The sequence below is a fragment of the Stenotrophomonas sp. YJH_SMC_6 genome, from assembly GCF_059371335.1.
Map to the genome: position 1 here is coordinate 90904 of NZ_JCAFUM010000015.1, position 19627 is coordinate 110530.

The window sequence follows — 19627 nt, forward strand, 5'->3', positions numbered from 1 at the left end:
CCGATTGATGAACTCTATCGATAAAAATCCATCGCCCCGCCTGCGCCAACAGCGTGCCGCCATCGACGGCGCCATGAGCCGCGACCGGGGCCGTTTGCTGGGGATGCTCTCGCGCTGCCAGGCCAAGCCACAGGATGCGGCACTGGCCGCCACCTTCGAGCAGGCCTTGCAGGCGTCGGTGCAGCGCCGGCAGGTGCGGGCGCAACAGCAGCCGTCCATTACTCTGGACCCGCAGCTGCCGATTGCGCGTGAAGCCGACGCCATCATCGGGCTGATCCGCGAACATCAGGTGGTGGTGATCGCCGGTGAAACCGGCTCGGGCAAGACCACCCAGCTGCCGAAACTGTGCCTGGCCGCCGGCCGTGGCCAGGCCGGCATGATCGGCTGCACCCAGCCGCGACGGATTGCCGCACGTGCGGTGGCCAGCCGTGTCGCACAGGAACTGCAGAGTGAACTGGGCCAGCTGGTCGGCTACCAGGTGCGCTTCAATGACAAGGTCAGCGAAGACAGCCGCATCAAGTTCATGACCGACGGCATTCTGCTGGCGGAGATCGCCAGTGACCGCTGGCTGTCGAACTACGACACGATCATCGTCGACGAGGCGCACGAACGCAGCCTCAACATCGATTTCCTGCTGGGCTACCTGAAGCAGCTGCTGCGCAAGCGGCCGGACCTGAAGCTGATCGTCACCTCGGCCACCATCGACACCGAACGCTTCGCCCAGCATTTCGACAATGCGCCGGTGATCAGCGTCGAAGGCCGTACCTATCCGGTGGAAGTGCGCTACCGCGCGCTGGAAGGCGAGGGCGAAGACCAGGGCGAACGCACCGTCAACGACGCCATCGTGTCGGCCATTGACGAGATCACCCGCCTGGATGCGCGCGGCGACGTACTGATCTTCCTGCCGGGCGAGCGCGAGATCCGCGATGCGCACCAGTCGCTGGAGCGGCGCAAGTACCGTAATACCGAGGTGCTGCCGCTGTACGCCCGCCTGTCCAACCAGGACCAGGACCGGGTGTTCAACCCCGGGCCGAACCGGCGCATCGTGCTGGCCACCAACGTGGCGGAAACCTCGCTGACGGTGCCGCGCATCCGTTACGTGGTCGATCCGGGCTTCGCCCGCGTCAAGCGCTACAGTCCGCGCAACAAGCTGGACCGCCTGCACATCGAGCCGATCTCGCAGGCCAGCGCCAACCAGCGCAAAGGTCGCTGCGGACGTATCGCCGAAGGTATCTGTTACCGCCTGTACGCCGAAGCCGATTTCCAGGCGCGGCCCGAATTCACCGATCCGGAAATCCGCCGCTCCAGCCTGGCCGGGGTGATCCTGCGCATGCTGCAGCTGGGCCTGGGCCGCATCGAGGAATTCCCGTTCCTTGAGGCGCCGGACGAGCGTGCGGTGGCCGATGGCTGGCAGCAACTGACCGAACTGGGCGCGATCGACGCCGAGCGGCGCATGACTACCATCGGCAAGCAGATGGCACGCCTGCCGGTGGACGTGAAGCTTGCGCGCATGCTGGTGGCCGCGCAGGCCGCAGGCTGCCTGCGGCCGATGCTGGTGATCGCCTCGTTCCTGGGCATCCAGGACCCGCGCGAACGCCCACCCGAAGCGCGTGGTGCGGCCGACAGCGCGCACGCGCAGTTCGCCGATGGCCGCTCCGAGTTCGTTGGCGTGCTGCGCCTGTGGGATGCCTACCGGCAGGCCCATGAAGACCTGACCCAGTCCAAGCTGCGCGACTGGTGCGGACGTCATTTCCTCGGCTTCCTGCGCATGCGCGAGTGGCGCGAGCTGCATCGCCAGCTGCGGCTGCTGTGCGAGGAACTGGGCTGGAAGGAGGAGGCCAGCGAGGCGTCGATGGCGCCGTTGCTGGCCGGCAGCAGTGCGCCGGCCCCGGCGCGTGATGACGCGGCGGCGGTGAAAGCCACCCGGGGCCAGCTGCACCGCGCCGCGCGCCTGGCCCGCGAAGGCAAGGCGGAGACTGCACCGGCGCCGGTGGCCGTGCGCGCGCAGAAGGAACAGGCGCCGGTTGGCGGCGGTTTCAGCGAACGCGTGCGCGCCGCTGCCTACCAGACCCTGCACCGGGCGCTGGTGGCGGGCCTGCCGACGCAGATCGGCCACCGCACCGAGAAGGGCGATTTCCAGGCGCCACGCCAGCGCCGCTTCCTGCCGTTCCCGGGTTCGGCGCTGTCCAAGCGGCCGCCGCCGTGGCTGCTGGTGGCCAATCTGCTGGATACGCAGAAGGTGTGGGGCATGACCCTGGCCGCGATCGAACCGGACTGGGTGATTGCCGAGCTGCCGCACTTGCTGCTGCGCAAGCACTTCGATCCGCACTGGTCGCGCGCGCAGGGACAGGTGCTGGCCTCCGAGCAGATCAGCCTGTTCGGCCTGGTGCTGGCGCCGAAGAAGCCGGTGCATTACGGCCGCATCGAGCCGAGCGAGGCACATGACATCTTCGTGCGCCAGGCATTGGTGACCGGCGAGATCAACACCCGCGCCAGTTTCGTGGCCGACAACCAGAAAGTGCTGGAGGTCGCCCGCGAGGAGGAAGCCAAGCTGCGCCGCGCCGGCATTGTTGCCGACGAGGACTGGCAGGCGCGCTGGTACCTGGACCGGGTACCGCCGCAGATCCATTCGGCGGCGGGGCTGGATACCTGGTGGAAGGGACTGGCACCGGAACAGCGCAAGGCGCTGCATTGGTCGCTCGCAGACTTGCTGCCCGGCGAGGGCAGTGAGCAGGAGCGCTACCCGAAATACCTGGCGCTGGGCCAGGCGCGGTTGCCGCTGCACTACCGCTTCGAGCCGGGTGCCGACGATGACGGCGTGACCCTGGACGTGCCGCTGCACCTGCTCAATGCATTGGACCCGGTGCAGCTGGGCTGGCTGGCGCCGGGCTTCGTCGCCGACAAGGCCTCGGCACTGATCCGCAGCCTGCCCAAGGCAATGCGTCGCAACTACGTGCCGGCGCCGGACTTCGGCCGCGCGTTCTATGAGGCGTTTCCGCAGCCCAGCGCCGATGCCATCACCGGCGAACTGGCGCGTTTCCTGTCACGTGCAACCGGTGCCACCGTGACCGCGCTCGATTTCGAGCCCGGTTCGATCGAGCCGCACCTGCACATGAACCTGCGGCTGCGCGACGAGCAGGGCAAGGTGCTGGCCACTTCGCGTGATCTGGACGCACTGCGCGCGAAATTCGGCGGTCGTGCCGGCGATGCCTTCGCTGCACGCGCTGGCCGCGAGATGGCGGCCGATGGCCTGCGCACGTTCCCGGCCACGCCGATACCGTTGCAGGTGCCCGGTGAAGCCGGCGTTCCGGCCTATCCGGCATTGCTGGACGAGGGTGACAGCGTGGCGCTGCGCATCTTCGCCGATCGGCAGCAGGCACAGGAGGCTCACCCGCTGGGCGTGCGCCGGCTGCTGGAGATCGCCCTGGCCGAGAAGGTCAAGCAGGCGCGCAAGCAGCTGCCGGTGGGCGCCAAGACCGGCCTGTTGTATGCGGCGATCGAGTCGCAGGAGCGCCTGCGTGGTGACCTGGTGGATGCGGCGATGAACGCTGTGTTGGCGGAGGGCCTGGAAGACATCCGCGATGCGGCGGCCTTCGAACAGCGCCGTGAGCATGCGGCCAAGGCCCTGTTCGGCGAGGCCATGTCGCGGCTGAAACTGGCCGAAACCATCCTGGCGCTGGTGGCGGAACTGAAGCCGATGCTGGAAGCACCGTTGATGGGTTGGGCGCGCGGCAACCTGGACGACATGGAAGCGCAGCTGTCCGGGCTGATCCACCCCGGTTTCCTGCGCGATACGCCGGCCGACGCGCTGGCGCAGTATCCGCGCTACCTGAAGGCCATGATCCTGCGCACCGAACGCGCCAAGCGTGATCCGCCACGTGACCAGGCACGCATGCTGGAACTGCATCCGTTCCTGGAAGCGCTGGAAACGGCAGAGCAGCAGGGCCTGCGCGATCGCCCGCAATGGCAGGCGCTGCGCTGGGATCTGGAAGAGCTGCGGGTGTCACTGTTCGCGCAGGAGCTGGGGGCACGTACCGGCATTTCGGCGAAGAAGCTGGCGCAGCGGGTGACGGCACTGCGCCAGGCCTCGTAACCCGCGACCCGACCCCGCCGGACGATGACCGGCGGGGTACGGTGGAATGTCATCCACGCGTGGCGTGGATCCACTACTTGGAGCGGCGCACCTTGGGCTGGCTGTTCACGCCTTCCACCTTCATGTACCACACGCCCATCACGCCGGGCTTGATGCTGACCTTGGGCGATTGCTTGCGCACGCCGACCACGCTGGTGCTGTCGGTCTGCTCCCATTCCTGGCCGTTGTCCAGCACGTAGACGCGGCCCTTGCCGAAGCCACGGAACTCGCCCTGCAGCACGCCGGTGATCGGCTCGCTGCTGCCGAAATCGAAGAACCCGCGGTTCTTCACGATCACTTCCTGGCGGCCCTGTTCGCGGGCTTCTTCGCGTACCGCTGCCACAGCCTGGGTCGTCGCCGCTTCAACCTTGCCCTGCAGCCAGCGGTTGAGCGTGGCCAGTTCCTGCGCGCTCAGCTTGTCCAGGCCGGCCGCCTTGAATTCGGTCGGCGACATCTGCTGCTGCAGGTCACCGTCCACCACGCGCTGGGCCAGCGCAGGCGCCGACAGGGACAGCAGCAGTGCGGCGCAGGCCAGCAGCCGTGGACGGAAACGTGGGGCGATCGAGGGCATGGCGGAACTCTCCTGGGTTTGCCGGCGAGTGTAGCGGCATGTCTTCATGCCGGGTGATGGTGGCTGCGGTGATTGTCCCTGAACGGCGCCGGCGCTAGTGTAGGAACCTCTGTCTTGCCTGCTCGATGCTGTGAACCGCGCTTCTGTCCCCGGCCTGGATGCCTTGTTGAACCGTCCCTCCGCCGCGGTGCTGCCCGCTCCGCTGCGCCAGGCCCTGCGCGAACACTGGGAAGCACCGGAGTGCGACCACCAGATGCGCGCCAGCTGGTCGGTGCTGGGAGATACCCTCGATGCACTGTCGATGCTCTCGGCCGACGAAGGCGCGGTGGTTGCCGCGCTGTTGTTCGACCTGCCCGGCCTGCGCGCCAGCCTGGACCAGCTGCCGCTGGGCAACCACAAGGCGGCGGTGATCGGCCTGCTCGACGGCCAGGACGCCGCCGATCCGGTCTGGGCGCTGCATGCTGGCCGCGAGGCCGGGCGCAACAGCGAGGGCCTGCGCCGCCTGCTGCTGGCGATCATCCGCGACCTGCGCGTGGTGCCGATCCTGCTGGCCCGGCAGCTGGCGAGAATGCGCGCTGCCGACAAGCTGGACGACGAGCAGCGCCGGGCGCTGGCGCAGCTGACCCGCGACATCCATGCGCCGCTGGCCAACCGGTTGGGCATCTGGCAGCTGAAGTGGGAGCTGGAGGACCTGGCGTTCCGCCACCTGGAGCCGGAAACCTACCGCCGCATCGCGCGCGAAGTGGACGAAACCCGCGTGGCGCGCGAGCGCTACGTGCAGAACGTGAAGAAGCAGCTGTCGCGCGAGCTGGCCGCACAGGGCATCCATGCCGAAGTGAGTGGCCGCCCCAAGCACATCTACAGCATCTGGCGGAAGATGCAGAAGAAGCGGCTGGCGTTCGACCAGCTGTACGACATCCGCGCGGTGCGGGTGATGGTCGACGACGTCGCCGCCTGCTACGCCGCGCTGGGTGTGGTGCATGCGCTGTGGGCCCCGGTGCCGAGCGAGTTCGACGATTACATCGCACGCCCGAAGGCCAACGACTACCGTTCGCTGCACACCGCCGTGGTCGGCCCGGAAGGGCGCACGATCGAAGTGCAGATCCGCACCCACGAGATGCATTCCCAGGCCGAGCTGGGCGTGGCCGCGCACTGGAAGTACAAGGAAGGCGGCAAGGGCGCGGAAAAGTCGTTCGATCGCAAGATCACCTGGATGCGCCAGCTGCTGGAGCAGGCGCAGGACGGGCAGGGCAATGAACTGGCCGGGGCACTCGACGCCGAGCTGACCGAGGACCGGGTCTATGCGCTCAGCCCGAAGGACGAGGTGCTGGACCTGCCCCAGGGGGCCACGCCGCTCGATTTCGCCTACCAGGTACATACGATGGTGGGCCACCGCTGCCGTGGCGCCAAGGTCAATGGCCGCATCGTGCCGCTGACCTATCGCCTGCGCAGCGGCGACCGTGTCGAGATCCTCACCGGCAAGGAGGCCGACCCCCGCCGCGACTGGCTGATGCCCGCGCTGGGCTTCCTGGCCAGCAACCGCTCGCGCGAAAAGGTGCGCAGCTGGTTCCACAAGCTGGACCGCGCGCGCAACGTGCAGGCCGGGCGCGAACTGCTCGAGCGCGAGCTGAAGCGCCTGGGGCTGCAGCATTCGGATCTGGCGGTGGCGGCGAAGAAGTTCCATGCCGACAGCGTTGACGACCTCTACATCCAGGTGGCGCTGGGCGACACCGGCCCGAACCAGGTCAGCCGTACGCTGCTGGAGGCAGAGCGCGCGGCCAGCCAGCCGGCCCCTGCGCCGGCGCTTCCGCGCCCGACCGCCCGCCGCGAGAACCTGGGCAAGTCCAAGTTCACGGTGCAGGGCGTGGGCAATCTGCTGGTGCAGCTGGCGCGCTGCTGCCAGCCGGTGGCCGGCGAACCGATCGTCGGCTACCTCACCCGTAGCCGCGGTGTCACCGTGCACCGGGCAGACTGTGCCGCGCTGGCCCGGCTGGCGGCCACCAGCCCGCAGCGCATCCTGCCGGTGGAATGGGGCCAGGCCGGGGGCGGCTACGAGGTGGACGTGGTGGTCGATGCGGTCGACCGCCGCTGGCTGCTGAAGGACATCACCAACCTGATCGCCCAGGAAGACGCCTACGTGCTCGACATCCACAGTGACAACGTGCGCAACAGTGGCCGTGCCCATCTGCGCCTGAGGCTGAAGGTCAGCGACTACGACCAGTTGTCGAACCTGCTGGGCAAGCTGGACGCGCTGCCGGGCGTGAGCGAGGCGCGTCGCCTCGGCTGAGCTTCACGCCGCCCCGGCTACCCTGCACGCATGGAACGCGAGCCCCCGCATCGCCCGCATGGCGCTGAACACCCTGCGCTGGATCGCGTCCGCCGCGAAGGCCGCTGGTGGTGGCTGCAGGCACGTCATGCGCGGCGGGTCTGGCGATGGGCGCTGGTCGCGGCGCTGGCGGTGTTCGTGCTGCTGGTGCTGCTGCGCAAGCCGCTGGCCGACTGGTTCTGGGACGAGCCGCAGATCGAACAGCTGCTGGTCGAAGGCGATCGCGCGCTCGCCGCCGGCCGGCTGAGTGCGGCCGACGGCAGTGGTGCGCGGGAGCGCTACCAGGCGGTGCTGGCACTGGATGGCGATCGGCCGCAGGCGCGCCAGGGCCTTGCGCGAACCGCCGCGGCAGCACTGCAGCAGGCCCGCGACAAGCTGCAGGGCGACGATCTGGAGGGCAGCGCGCAGTCACTGGCGCTGGCCCGCGAGCTGCAGGTGCCGCAGGGCGACGCCGACGCCGTGGCCCGTCAACTGCAGGCGCGGCGTAGCGCCGGCGCCGGTATCGGCGCGTTGCTGGCCCAGGCCCGCAATGCGTTCGCGGCCGGCCGGCTGGACGATGGCGACAGCAGTGCGTTGCCGCTGTTCCAGCGCATCCTGGCACTGCAGCCGGACAACCTGCCCGCTCTGGAAGGGCGCGAGGATGCACTGAGCGATCTGCTGCAGCACGCGCGCGCCCTGGCCGGACGCGGGGAACTGGCTGAAGCCGCTGCGACGTTGCAGCGCGCGCGCCTGTTCGATGCAGGCCACGCCGATCTTCCCGCCAGCCAGGAGGCCCTGGCACGGGCGGTCGACGAGCGCTTGCGGCAGGCACAGCGCGCACTTCAGCGACAGCAGCTGGAACGTGCCGCAAAGGGGTTCCTGGCCGTGCTGGCGGTGGCGCCGGACGATCCCACTGCCCAGCGGGGCCGCGAGCAGGTGCTGCAGGCGGTGCTGGCGCGAAGCCAGATCCAGGCCGACGATTTCCAGTTCGAGGCGGCGCAGCGTGATGCCGTGCTGGCCGAAGCACTGGGCGCTTCGCAGGCGGCACGACAGCAACTGGTGCAGCGCCTGCAGCGTGCACGGCAGGCCCGGGAGGCACTGCAGCAGCCCGCAGTGAGCAACGCGCAGCGTGAACGCGAGCTGCGCGATCACCTGCGCCGGATAGAACGCGCCGAGCGCGCAGGCCAATGGATCAGCCCGCCGGGGCACAGCGCATTCGATGCCCTTCGCGAAGCACAGGCGCTGGCACCGCGCGATTCACGTGTGAAGGCCGCGGCCGCGCGCCTGCTGCCTGCCAGTCGCCGTTGTTTCGACGACAATCTCCGGCAGAACCGGGTGCAGGCTGCAGGTGCCTGCCTGCAGGCCTGGCAGACGTTGTCTCCCACCGCTGGCGGCCTGCCTGCGGCCCGCCAGCGCCTCGCGCAGCGTTGGATTGCGATTGGCAGCGAACGATTGGGCAACGGAGATGTCGCCTTTGCCGAACGTGCGCTCCAGCAGGCGGGCGAGCTTGGCGTCGGCCCTTCCAGCAGCGAGTACCAGCAGTTGCGGCAGCGCCTGCGCGACATCGGGGTGTCGTCGCCCTGAGCCCGCCGCTGCCGGAGGGACCGCTATAGTAGCCACCCCTCGCAACATCCCCACGGAGTGCCGATGACCGTCCTTGTTTCCGGAGCCACCAGCCAGATCGGCCGGTTCCTGCTGCCGCGCCTGGTGCAGGCGCATGGGCGGGTACAGGCGGTGAGCCGGCAACCGCAACCGGCACAGGACGGCGTGCAGTGGCTGTGCGGGGACCTGGCGGCTGCGCTGGACAGCGTGCCGTCTCCGGACTGGCAGGCGATTGCCAGCTTCGGCCCCCTTGAAGCATTGGCGCAGTGGTTGTCGCGGCAGACGGCGGCCCCCGCGCGGCAGGTCATCGCCACCAGTTCGATGAGCGTGCTGAGCAAGCAGAATTCCGAGCAGGCCGACGAGCAGGACGTCGTGGCGATGCTGCAGCGGGGCGAAGCGGGCCTGATCGCGCAGGCCGAGCGTCTTGGCATGGGCTGGACGATCCTGCGGCCGACCCTGATCTATGGGGCCGGCATCGACCGCAGCATCACCCCGATCGTGCAGCGTGCGCTGCGTCTGCGCCTGTTTCCGATTCCGCTGGTGGGAGGCCTGCGCCAACCGGTGCATGCCGACGATATCGCCCGCGCCGTGGTGGCCTGCATCGCCACCGGTGCAGCGTCGGCACGGGTGCTGGAAATCGGCGGTGGCGAGCGCCTGCCCTATCACGCGATGTTCCGCCGCGTGCACGCCAGTCTGGCACAGCCGACATTGGCGCTGCCGTTGCCGGGCGCGGCACTGCGGGGCCTGGCCGCGGTGCTGCCGCGGGCGCGTGGTCCGGTGTCACGCCTGCAGCAGGATCTGATTGCGGACAATGGCCCACTGCAGGCGCTGCTGGATGTACATCCGCGGCCGTTCCAGCCCGACGCGGACACGTGGCGACCGATGAGCGCGGCCCTGGCCGTGCAGCGGATCGCTGCGTATCCCGGCAACGGCTAGCCAGCCACCATATCCATCCTCTTGGGGGGGCTCTGCTACCATCCCCTGGCCCTTGTTTCCGCGAGTACGTTCGATGCCTGACGCGCCATCCCGATCGGCCCCTGCCGAGCGCATTGGCGTCGCGCTGTGCACCTACAACGGTGCGTGCTACCTGCAGGCGCAGCTGGACAGCATCCTCGACCAGGATCTTCCGGTGAACGAAGTCATGATCGGCGATGACGGTTCCAGCGACCAGACGCTGCAGCTGCTGCAGGCCTTCGTGCCGCGTGCACAGGCGCTGAGCATCCGTGTCGAGATCGTCCAGCACGCGCGCAATCTCGGCTATGTGCGCAATTTCGCCGATGCACTGATGCGTTGCCAGGCCGACATCCTGTTCCTGTGCGACCAGGATGATGTCTGGCATGCGGGGCGTGTCCGCCGCTATGTTCAACGCTTCCAGGCAGACCCGGCCCTGTTGCTGCTGCACAGCGACGCATGGCTGGTGGACGCGCAGGGTGCGCCGCTTGGCCAGCGGCTGCTGGAGGTACTGGTGGTCCATCCGGCCGAGGTCGAGCTGGAACGCTCGGGCCTTGCGATCGACGCGATCCTGCTGCGCAACTTCATCACCGGTGCCACCTGCGCGCTGCGCCGCGGGCTGCTGGCCGGATCGCTGCCGGTCCCGCCGGGCTGGAGCCACGACGAATGGCTGGCGGTCCACGCATCGCTGCGTGGAGGATTGGACATGCTGGCCGAACCGACCATCGACTACCGGCAGCATGGCAACAACCAGATCGGTGCCAGTCGCCGCGGTTTCCTGCAACGCCTGCGCCATCTCGATCTGTTCGATTCACAGGCGCGCCAGCGCACGGCCGGGCGCCTGCTGGCCCTGGCCGATCTGCTGGGGCAGCGCGGCGTGGTGGTGGCGCCGGAGCGCTTCCAGGGACTTCACGCGCTCGCCTGGCGCATGGCCTGGTCGCGACTGCAGCTGTATCGCCGCGTGGATGTGCCGGCAGGCTGGATCGCCCATGATGCGCCGCGGTTGATCGCACGCCTGGCCAACGTCTGCCTGGCGGGGGGCGGCTGGAAAGGGGGCTGGGCAGCGCTTGCGGGTGCGTGGGCCGGGTGGCGGGCGCCGCGCGCTGCTTGAACTGCAGTGAAACCGCGGGCCATCGCCTGCCAGCCACCGCGGCGCCTGCGTTAGACTCGCCAGACCCTACCTGCCTGCATGCCCGTGCCCCGACGCTACGATTCCGACGACATCGACGATTTCGACGACGACCAGCAGGACGACAGCCCGCTGTGGCGGCGTCGCCTGATCACCTGGAGCATGGCTGCGGTCGCGTTGGGATTGGGCTTCCTGATCCCTTATACGCTGTACCTGAACCAACAGGTGACCCAGCGCTTCGGTGAACTGCGCTGGCAGATCCCGACCCGGGTATATGCGCGGCCGCTGGTGCTCACACCCGGCAAGGCGATGGACGCGGCGACCCTGAAGACCGAACTCGCCGCATCCGCCTACCGCGATGACGGGCAGGGCAAGGAGCCGGCGACCTATGCGGTGAACGGCGGGCGCTTTGTCATTTCCAGCCGTGGCTACAACGATGTGGATGGCCGCGTCGCACCGCGTCGGCTGGAACTGTCGCTGGCAGACGGTGCGGTTGCGTCGCTGCGTGATGCCGACAACCGCAAGGCGCTTAAGGCTGCGCGCCTGGACCCGGCACGTATTGCCACCCTGTACGGGCAGAAGCAGGAAGAACGCCGCCTGATCCGCATGGACGAGGCGCCGGACCTGCTGGTAACCGGCCTGCAGGCGGTGGAGGACAAGGACTTCAACCGTCACCACGGCATCGATCTGTCCGGCATCGCGCGCGCGGTGTGGGTGACGGTCCGTTCCGGTGGCCAGAGTCGCCAGGGGGCGTCCACGCTGACCCAGCAGCTGGCCCGCAGCGGCCTGCTCGGGATCGGCAAGGAACAGACGGTCACCCGCAAATTCAACGAAGTGCTGTACGCGCTGATCATGGAGGCGCGCTACGACAAGCGCACCATCTTCGAGGCCTATCTCAACCAGGTGTACCTGGGGCAGCGCGGCAGCCAGGCCATCCACGGCATGTCTTCCGGCGCCGAGTTCTGGTTCGGCCGTGACCTGCAATCGCTGGAAACCGAGCAGATCGCGCTGCTGATCGGCCTGGTCAAGGGCCCGTCCTACTACGATCCGCGGCGCAACCCGGAACGCGCGCTGGATCGCCGTAATTTCGTGCTGGGCAAGCTGCATGAGGCGACGCTGATCGACGATGCCGAGTACCAGCGTGCGTTGAAGGCGCCGCTGGGCGTGCCCAAAACGCCGGGCCTGGTGGCGGCCAACCGCTTCCCGGCCTATGTGGACCTGGTCCGTCGCCAGCTCGGCCATGACTATCCGGAATCGGCGCTGCAGGGCGCCGGCCTGAGCGTGATGACCGGCATGTCGCCGTCTGCGCAGGCCTATGCCGAAGGCGCGGTGACCCGCACCATCAAGTCGCTGGAAAGCAAGCGCCGTCCCGAACTGCAGGCCGGCATGGTGCTGACCGACGTGCACAACGGTGACGTGCTGGCGGTGATCGGCAGCCGTGAGGTGTCCGAGGTTGGGTTCAATCGAGCGATCGAAGCACAGCGCCCGGTCGGCTCGCTGTTGAAGCCGTTCGTGTACCTGCTGGCGCTGGCGCAGCCGGACCGCTACTCGCTGGCCAGCTGGGTCGACGATTCGCCGGTGACGGTGCAGCTCGGCCGTGGCCGCAACTGGAGCCCGGGCAACGCGGACAACCGCAGCCACGGCACCGTGCGCCTGATCGACGCGCTGGCGCATTCCTACAACCAGGCCACGGTGCGCGTGGGCATGCAGGTCGGCCCCGAGCGTGTGACCCAGCTGATCCACGTGCTGGCTGGCATCAAGGCCGAAGCGAATCCGGCGGTGATCCTCGGTTCGACCGACCAGAGCCCATACGCGATGGCACAGCTGTACCAGTTCCTCGCGTCCGGTGGCGAAATCCAGCCATTGCATGCGGTGCGTGGCGTGCTCGATCCGCAGGGCAAGCTGCTCAAGCGTTACGACAAGACCCCGGCACCGGCCCAGGAAGGCGATTCGATTGCCGCCAACCTGATCAGTGTCGGCCTGCAGCAGGTGGTTGCCAGCGGCACCGCGCAGCGGCTCAACGCCGATGGCCTCAGCCGCCTGCAGCCGGCCGGCAAGACCGGTACCACCAACGATGGTCGTGACAGCTGGTATGCCGGTTACACCGGGGATCACCTGGCGGTGATCTGGATCGGCAACGACCAGAACGAGCAGGCTGGCCTGTACGGTGCTACCGGCGCGATGCGGGTCTGGTCGGGTATCTTCCAGCGTCTTCCCAGTGCGCCGCTGCGGGTCAGCAACAAGGGCCTGGACTGGCAGTCGGTGGCCGCCAGCGGCCTCAACACGACCGACGAAGGCTGCCCGGGAGCGCGCCGCTTCCCGTTCGTGGTCGGCTATGCGCCGGCCTATGCGCCCTGTGCACCGGCGGTGTCGCCGGACGGGCAGGGCGAGGCCGAAGGCGAGGGTGGTGGCTGGCGCAGCTGGTTCGGCCTGGACCGCAAGCCGGAAGCGCCTGCCGAACCTGCCGCGACGCCCGCCGCCACTCCTCCCCCGAGCCGATGATGCCGATGAACATGCGATCCCTGCTGCAGCCCCTGGCCCTGACCGGCCTCAGCCTGGCCCTGGCCGCCTGCGTGAGCAGTGCACCGCCGGTGGTCAAGCCGGTCGATACCACCACGCCGGCGCAGCGCCTGGCCGCAGTTGACGCAGCCGCTGGCCCGGATGACAAGGAGCTGTCGGTGCAGCCGTTGCGTGACTCGCAGGTGGAAGATCTGCGGGTGACCGCGCAGGCACAACGCCAGGCCAACGATCTGGCCGGTGCCGCCAGCAGCCTGGACCATGCGCTGGAGATCGTCGCTGGTGACCCGGCGGTGCTGCAGGAGCGCGCCGAGCTGGCGCTGCTGCAGGGGCAGTGGGCGCAGGCGGAGGCGTTCGCGCGCAAGGCGGTCGACCTGGGCTCGAAGACAGGGCCGCTGTGCCGCCGGCATTGGGCGACGATCGAGCAGTCGCGCCTGGCGCGGGGCGAGAAGGAGAATGCGGTGTCGGCGCATGCGCAGATTGAGGGCTGCACGGTGCCGGGGATCAAGCGGTACTGAGTTTCCAGCCAACGGCGCAGCCCCTCGTGGCTGGCTGCTTGGCCGCGTAAAGCAAAAGCCGCGCTTGGCCGGGTGGGGTGGGTTCGCGGGGGACGCCGTAAACCCGTCCTTGGGGGCTTGGCCGCGGCATCCATGCCGCGGACACCCCCGCGAACCCGCCCCGCCCGACCTCTGACAGTTTCCGTGTGCTGCCAGCCACGGAAGAGAAAAAGAAAATCAAAAGCGGGTCGCGCGCTGCGCGCACTCGTTGTGGGGTCGGATCCGTTTTTCGCAGGAAAACGGCTCCGACCCCTTCTTGTTTCCGTTCCACCCACCGCTTCTGAAAGGGCAGTCGAGCAAGCTCGACTTTGCGAAGCACGTCCCTCCGTCACCGGGAAACTGTCGAAGGCGGGGACTGTGGGTTTGCGGGGTGTCCGCGGCATGGATGCCGCGGCCAAGCCCCCAGGGACGGGTTTACGGCGTCCCCGCAAACCCACAGTCCCCCGCCAGTCCCCAGTACAACCCAGAGCCATGAACACCGCTGTTGCTGTTGCTGGTGCTCCGGCTTGAAACGGGTGCCGGGCAGCGCCCGGCCGGGTATCCTTTCCCTCTGATGTCCGACCTTGTCCATGCCAGCCGCGAAGCCCTCAGCGACGGCGGCGCGCTCGCCTCGCACCTGGATGCCTTCGTCCCGCGTCCGGCACAGCTGCACCTGACCGAAGCCATCGCCGATGCGCTGCAGCAGCGTGACCTGCTGCTGGCCGAGGCCGGTACCGGCACTGGCAAGACCTTTGCCTATCTGGTGCCGGTGCTGCTGTCCGGGCTGCGTACCATCATTTCCACCGGAACCCGCGCGCTGCAGGACCAGCTCTACCACCGCGATCTGCCACGGGTGCGTCAGGCGCTGGGTGTCGGCCTGCGCAGTGCGCTGCTGAAGGGGCGCGCGAACTACCTGTGCCGCTATCGCCTGCAGCAGGCGCGTGGCGAGCCGCGTTTTTCCAGCCCCGAACAGGCGGCGCAGTTCCAGCGCATCCTGGCCTGGTCCGGTCGTTCGGAGTTCGGTGACATCGCCGAACTGGAAGGCCTGGCCGATGATTCGCCGCTGCTGCCGATGGTCACTTCCACTGTCGACAACTGCCTGGGTACCGACTGCCCGTTCTGGGACGACTGCTTCGTGGTGCGCGCGCGGCAGCGTGCGCAGGCGGCCGATGTGGTGGTGGTCAACCATCACCTGCTGCTGGCCGATCTGGCCCTGAAGCAGGACGGTTTCGGTGAACTGCTGCCGGGGGCGCAGGCCTTCGTCATCGACGAGGCACACCAGCTGCCCGAATTGGCCGCGCAGTTCTTCGGCGAAGGATTCGGCATGCGCCCTTGGCAGGAACTGGGCCGCGACTGCCTGGCCGAAGCGCGTGGCGTCGGCGGCGCGCAGTCGGCGCTGCAGGAACCGGTCGACCAGTTGCAGCAGGCGCTGCTGGCCCTGCGTTCGGCGATGGAGGGACTGCCGCCGCGTGGCACGCAATGGCGCGCGTTGGCGATGCCGCAGGTGCGCGATGGATTCGATACGGTGATGGCGGGGTTGGTGACGCTGGAGCAGGCACTGCAGCCGCTGCGCGAAGCCGCGGCGGGCCTGGATGCCTGCCATGCGCGGGCGCGCGAGGCGGTCTCGCGGCTCAGCCGCTGGCTGGGCGATGACGAACCTGCCCTCGATTTCGATACCGACCCGGCGGAAACCGCCACTGCCGCTGATGTGCTCTGGTACGAGCTCACGCCACGTGGTTTTCGCTGCCAGCGCACGCCGATGGATGTGTCCGGCCCGTTGCGTGAGCATCGCGAACGCAGTCGCGCGGCATGGATCTTCACCTCGGCGACGCTGACCGTGGGCGGTGGCTTCGACCACATCGCCACCCGCCTGGGCCTGGATGACCCGCATACGCTGGTCCAGCCAAGCCCGTTCAATTGGCCGGAGCAGGCGCTGTGCTACGTGCCCGAAGGCCTGCCTGATCCGGCTGCGCGGGGCTTTGGTACTGCGTTGATCCAGACCCTGCGGCCCGTGTTGCAGGCGTCGCAGGGCAGGGCATTCTTGTTGTTTGCCTCGCACCGTGCATTGCGCGAGGCCGCCGAGGCACTGCGTGATGGGCCATGGCCGTTGTTCGTGCAGGGCGAGGCGCCGCGCGCGACGCTGTTGCAGCGCTTCCGCGAGTCGGGCAATGGCGTGCTGCTGGGCTCGGCCAGTTTCCGCGAGGGCGTGGACGTGGTGGGCGAGGCGCTGAGCGTGGTGATGATCGACAAGCTGCCGTTCGCGGCACCGGACGATCCGGTGTACGAGGCACGGCTGGAGGCGATCCGCAGCCAGGGTGGCAATCCGTTCCGCGATGAGCAGCTGCCGCAGGCGGTGATTGCGCTGAAACAGGGCGTCGGTCGCCTGATCCGCAGTGAGAGCGACCGTGGTGTGTTGGTATTGTGCGACCCGCGCCTGCTCAACCGTGGCTATGGCCGGGTCTTCCTCGATTCACTGCCGCCATTCCGCCGTACCCGCAGCCTGGCCGATGTGCAGGCCTTCTTTACGCCACAATGGGCGCCCGTGGCCGATGATGCGGCTGCCCCGGCCGCCGTTGCGACCGGCCCCGAGCCGGCGCCCGGTGCCACGTTCCCCCTGTTCTGACCCGATCCGATGAAACTGCTCGCCTTTGACACCGCCACCGAAGCCTGTTCCGTTGCCCTGCATGTCGATGGGCAGGTGCTGGAACGCTTCGAGATCGCCCCGCGCCGGCATGCCGAACTGAGCCTGCCGTGGGCGGAGGCGCTGCTGGCCGAGGCCGGCATCAGCCGCCGGCAGCTGGACGGTATCGCGCTCAGCCGCGGCCCGGGTGCGTTCACCGGCGTTCGCCTGGCGATCGCCATCGCGCAAGGCATTGCGCTGGCACTGGATCGGCCGTTGCTGCCGGTCTCGACACTGCAGGTGCTGGCGCTGCGGGCACCGGCGGACGAAACGCAGATCCTGTCGGCGATCGATGCACGGATGGGCGAGCTGTACGTCGCGCGCTTCGAACGTGTAGACGGCCTGCCGGTGGCACGCGATGCCGAGCGCGTGTGCGCACCCGCTGCGGTCGCGCTGCCGGAAGGGATGTCGGCCTACGGTGTCGGCACCGGTTTCGGCGCAGCCGAGGGGGCACTGGTGACCCAGCTGGGCACCGGCCTGCGCGGCTTTGATGCGACGGCGCTGCCGCGGGCGTCGGATGTATTGGCACTGGCGCTGCCGGCGTTCGCTCGCGGCGAAGCCATTGCACCGGAGAAGGTCGAGCCGGCGTACCTGCGTGACAATGTGGCGCTGACCCTGGTCGAGCAGCAGGCCGCTCGCGAGGCGAAGGCGAAGGCCAACGGCTGAGCCCCTCGTGGCAGACGGTAGAGTCGACTGTTAGTCGACTGGCATCGTGAGAGGGCCGGGCGGGTGGGCTGCGCAGGGGACGCCGCAAGTACGTCCCTGTAGGCTCGATCGCGCCATCCATGGCGCTCACGCCCCTGCGCAGCCCACCCGCCCGGCCTTTGACAGTTTCCGTGTGCGTCCGCCACGGAAAATCAAAAAGAAAATCAAAATCAGAAGCGGGTCGCTTCGCTCGCATCCACGCATGGCGTGGATGTGTGTCGACCAAGGTCGACACCTACCAAAAGCGATGATGCGCCGCGATCTGTCGGAGGTGGGGCGGTGTCGGGTGGCGGGGTATCCGCGGCATGGATGCCGCGGCTAAGCCTACAGGGACGTACTTGCGGCGTCCCCGCCGCCCGACACCGCCCCGCCAAGCCCAGCATCCTGACCGCTGCTGTTGACGTTGATTTTGACGTTGCTCCAGCCTTGCAGCGGGTCCCGGGCCGCAGGCCCGGGCACCAAAACCCTATCGGTCGTCGTGCAGGGTGCCGCCCGGCAGGAACACCCACGTACGGGTAACCTGCAGGATGTCGATTTCGTCTTCAGTCTTCGGCAATGGCGGGAACGGCTGGGCCAGCTGCACCACCCGCAGTGCGGCCTCATCCAGCAATGGCGTCCCGCTCGAACGCAGGATCCGGCTGCTCTCCACGCTGCCATCGCGACGCACGCCCACGCTGATCACTACCTGGCCGCCGAGGCGGCGCTGCCGCGCCTCATCCGGGTAATTCAGGTTGCCTACCTTCTCGGCACGGTCGACCCAGGCGCGCAGGTAATTGGCATAGGCATACTCACGCGTGCTGGCCGACACGAACTTGCGGTTCGGGCGCTTGGCGTACTGCGCCGAGCGCAGATGTACTTCGGCAGCCAGCCGCGCCATCTCCACGTCGCGCTGTTCGCGTGCGCTCAAGGGCGCATCCGGTTCGGGCTGATCCGGCGTGGGGCGGGACTGCGCCTGCGCCACCACCTCTTCGCCATTGCGGCTGCTGACCACCCGTGCCTGTGGCGGCGGAACCGGCGCGGCCGATTGCTGCTGCTGTGGAACCGGGCTGATTCCGGACTGGGCCTGCGGCACGATGCCGGCCTGGTTGTCGCGCGGACGCTGTGCGCGGTCGTGCTCGCCACCGCCCTCCTGGTTGGCCGCGGCCAGAAAATCGGCCTGCTTCGGGGTCAGCGCGGTGCGGGTCTGGCTGAAAATGACTTCCAGTGTCGGCACCAGCGGCGCATCGCCCTTCACGGCGAAGCCCACGCCCAGGATCAGCAGGGCGTGGACCAGCACCGACAGCGCGATGGTCGCCCCCAGCCGTTGCGCTTCGCGCGGCGGCGGGGGCAGGACGGCAGGTGCGGCAGACATCAGCGCAGGCCGGCCTCGAGTGCGTCGAACAGGGTGCCGGCGATGTTCAGGCCGTACTGCGCGTCCAGTTCGCGCACGCAGGTCGGGCTGGTCACGTTGACCTCGGTCAGGTAATCGCCGATCACGTCCAGGCCGACGAAGCGCATGCCGCGGCGCTTCATCTCCGGGCCGACCTGGGCGGCGATCCAGCGGTCGCGCTCGCTCAGCGGGCGGCCTTCGCCGCGGCCGCCGGCGGCCAGGTTGCCGCGGAATTCATCGCCCTGCGGGATGCGCGCCAGGCAGTAGTCCACCGGTTCGCCATCGACCAGCAGGATGCGCTTGTCGCCGGCGGTGATGTCGGGAATGAACTTCTGGGCCAGCGCCAGCTTGCGGCCGCCGTCGGTCAGGGTTTCCAGGATCACGTTCAGATTCGGATCGCCCTGGCCGCTGCGGAAGATCGAGCGGCCGCCCATGCCGTCCAGCGGCTTCAGCACGGCCTGGCCGTGCTCCAGCGCAAAGGCCTTCAAGACCTTCGCGTCGCGGCTGACCAGGGTCGGCGGACAGCACTGCGGGAACAGCAGCGCGGCCAGCTTCTCGTTGTAGTCGCGCAGGCCCTGCGGGTTGTTGACCACGCAGGCGCCAGCCGCTGCGGCCACGTCCAGCACCTGGGTGTCGTAGATGTATTCGGCGTCGACCGGCGGGTCCTTGCGCATCAGCACTATCTGGCCGGGGCCGAACTCGGTGCGGCTGAATGCGCCCAGCTCATACCAGCCGGCCGGGTCGTCGCGCACCTGCAGCGGCGCGGTCTGGGCCACCGCTACGCCACCCTCCAGGGCCAGGCCGCCCGGGCGCACGTAGTGCAGGGCATGGCCGCGGCGCTGGGCTTCCAGCAGCATGGCGAAGGTGGTGTCCTTGGCGATCTTGATGTGGGCGATGGGATCCATCACCACGATGACGTTCAACGGCATGGGCGCACCTGTCAGGCAAGGCGTTGATGGTAGCGGCAACGCCGCTCGCGCGCCTCCCCGCCGTCCTGCAACGCAGCGTCCGCCCGGCGGTCGCGCACGCATTGCGAAACCCGTCACGTTCAGGAGGGTGCCATGCCCCGCGCCATGGGGCGGCCTTGAAGCGGGCGCGGAAAGTGCGATATAGATACGCTTTCGTAGCGG

The 19627-nt window shown here is 68.6% G+C and carries 12 protein-coding genes; 9 read left to right on the top strand and 3 right to left on the bottom strand.

Annotated features, from left to right (window positions below):
• Nucleotides 1-7: 7 nt before the first annotated feature.
• Nucleotides 8-4093, top strand: a complete 4086-nt coding sequence (gene hrpA, locus AC5P9N_RS17485) for an ATP-dependent RNA helicase HrpA (RefSeq protein WP_043035706.1) — start codon at nt 8-10, stop codon at nt 4091-4093.
• Nucleotides 4094-4166: 73 nt separating this feature from the next.
• On the opposite strand, the gene AC5P9N_RS17490 is transcribed toward hrpA, so the two are convergent.
• Nucleotides 4167-4703, bottom strand: coding sequence for a hypothetical protein (locus tag AC5P9N_RS17490; protein ID WP_005410728.1), 537 nt, complete (start codon nt 4701-4703; stop codon nt 4167-4169).
• A 130-nt stretch (nt 4704-4833) separates the two neighbouring features.
• On the opposite strand from AC5P9N_RS17490, the gene AC5P9N_RS17495 reads away from it, so the two are divergent.
• The 8 genes from AC5P9N_RS17495 (at nt 4834) to tsaB (ending at nt 17089) form a co-directional block, all read left to right on the top strand.
• Complete coding sequence (locus tag AC5P9N_RS17495) at nt 4834-6990, top strand: bifunctional (p)ppGpp synthetase/guanosine-3',5'-bis(diphosphate) 3'-pyrophosphohydrolase (protein WP_032965949.1); 2157 nt, start codon at nt 4834-4836, stop codon at nt 6988-6990.
• Nucleotides 6991-7020: 30 nt separating this feature from the next.
• Complete coding sequence (locus AC5P9N_RS17500) at nt 7021-8592, top strand: hypothetical protein (protein WP_099484100.1); 1572 nt, start codon at nt 7021-7023, stop codon at nt 8590-8592.
• Nucleotides 8593-8655: 63 nt separating this feature from the next.
• Entirely contained in the window at nt 8656-9546 is an 891-nt protein-coding gene (locus AC5P9N_RS17505) for an SDR family oxidoreductase (RefSeq protein WP_043035703.1), read from the top strand.
• A 73-nt stretch (nt 9547-9619) separates the two neighbouring features.
• On the top strand, nt 9620-10672 hold the full coding sequence (locus tag AC5P9N_RS17510; protein WP_209536382.1) for a glycosyltransferase family 2 protein: 1053 nt from the start codon (nt 9620-9622) through the stop codon (nt 10670-10672).
• A gap of 84 nt (nt 10673-10756) precedes the next feature.
• Nucleotides 10757-13192 carry a penicillin-binding protein 1B gene (gene mrcB, locus AC5P9N_RS17515; RefSeq protein WP_024958764.1) on the top strand — a complete coding sequence of 812 codons (2436 nt, stop codon included), beginning with the start codon at nt 10757-10759 and terminating at the stop codon, nt 13190-13192.
• Complete coding sequence (locus tag AC5P9N_RS17520) at nt 13189-13725, top strand: hypothetical protein (RefSeq protein ID WP_005414256.1); 537 nt, start codon at nt 13189-13191, stop codon at nt 13723-13725. The genes mrcB and AC5P9N_RS17520 overlap by 4 nt, the downstream gene beginning before the upstream one ends.
• Before the next feature lie 592 nt (nt 13726-14317).
• Nucleotides 14318-16366: a DNA repair helicase YoaA gene (yoaA, locus tag AC5P9N_RS17525; RefSeq protein WP_164212763.1), complete on the top strand. Its 2049-nt coding sequence runs from the start codon at nt 14318-14320 to the stop codon at nt 16364-16366.
• Nucleotides 16367-16375: 9 nt separating this feature from the next.
• Nucleotides 16376-17089, top strand: coding sequence for a tRNA (adenosine(37)-N6)-threonylcarbamoyltransferase complex dimerization subunit type 1 TsaB (tsaB, locus tag AC5P9N_RS17530; RefSeq protein WP_076739940.1), 714 nt, complete (start codon nt 16376-16378; stop codon nt 17087-17089).
• Between the two features lie 505 nt (nt 17090-17594).
• Here tsaB and AC5P9N_RS17535 read toward each other — a convergent pair.
• Entirely contained in the window at nt 17595-18479 is an 885-nt protein-coding gene (locus tag AC5P9N_RS17535) for an energy transducer TonB family protein (RefSeq protein ID WP_005410719.1), read from the bottom strand.
• Nucleotides 18479-19426 (bottom strand): glutathione synthase, encoded by a 948-nt coding sequence (gshB, locus tag AC5P9N_RS17540; RefSeq protein ID WP_005410718.1) that lies wholly within the window; start codon nt 19424-19426, stop codon nt 18479-18481. The genes AC5P9N_RS17535 and gshB overlap by 1 nt, the downstream gene beginning before the upstream one ends.
• Nucleotides 19427-19627: the final 201 nt, after the last annotated feature.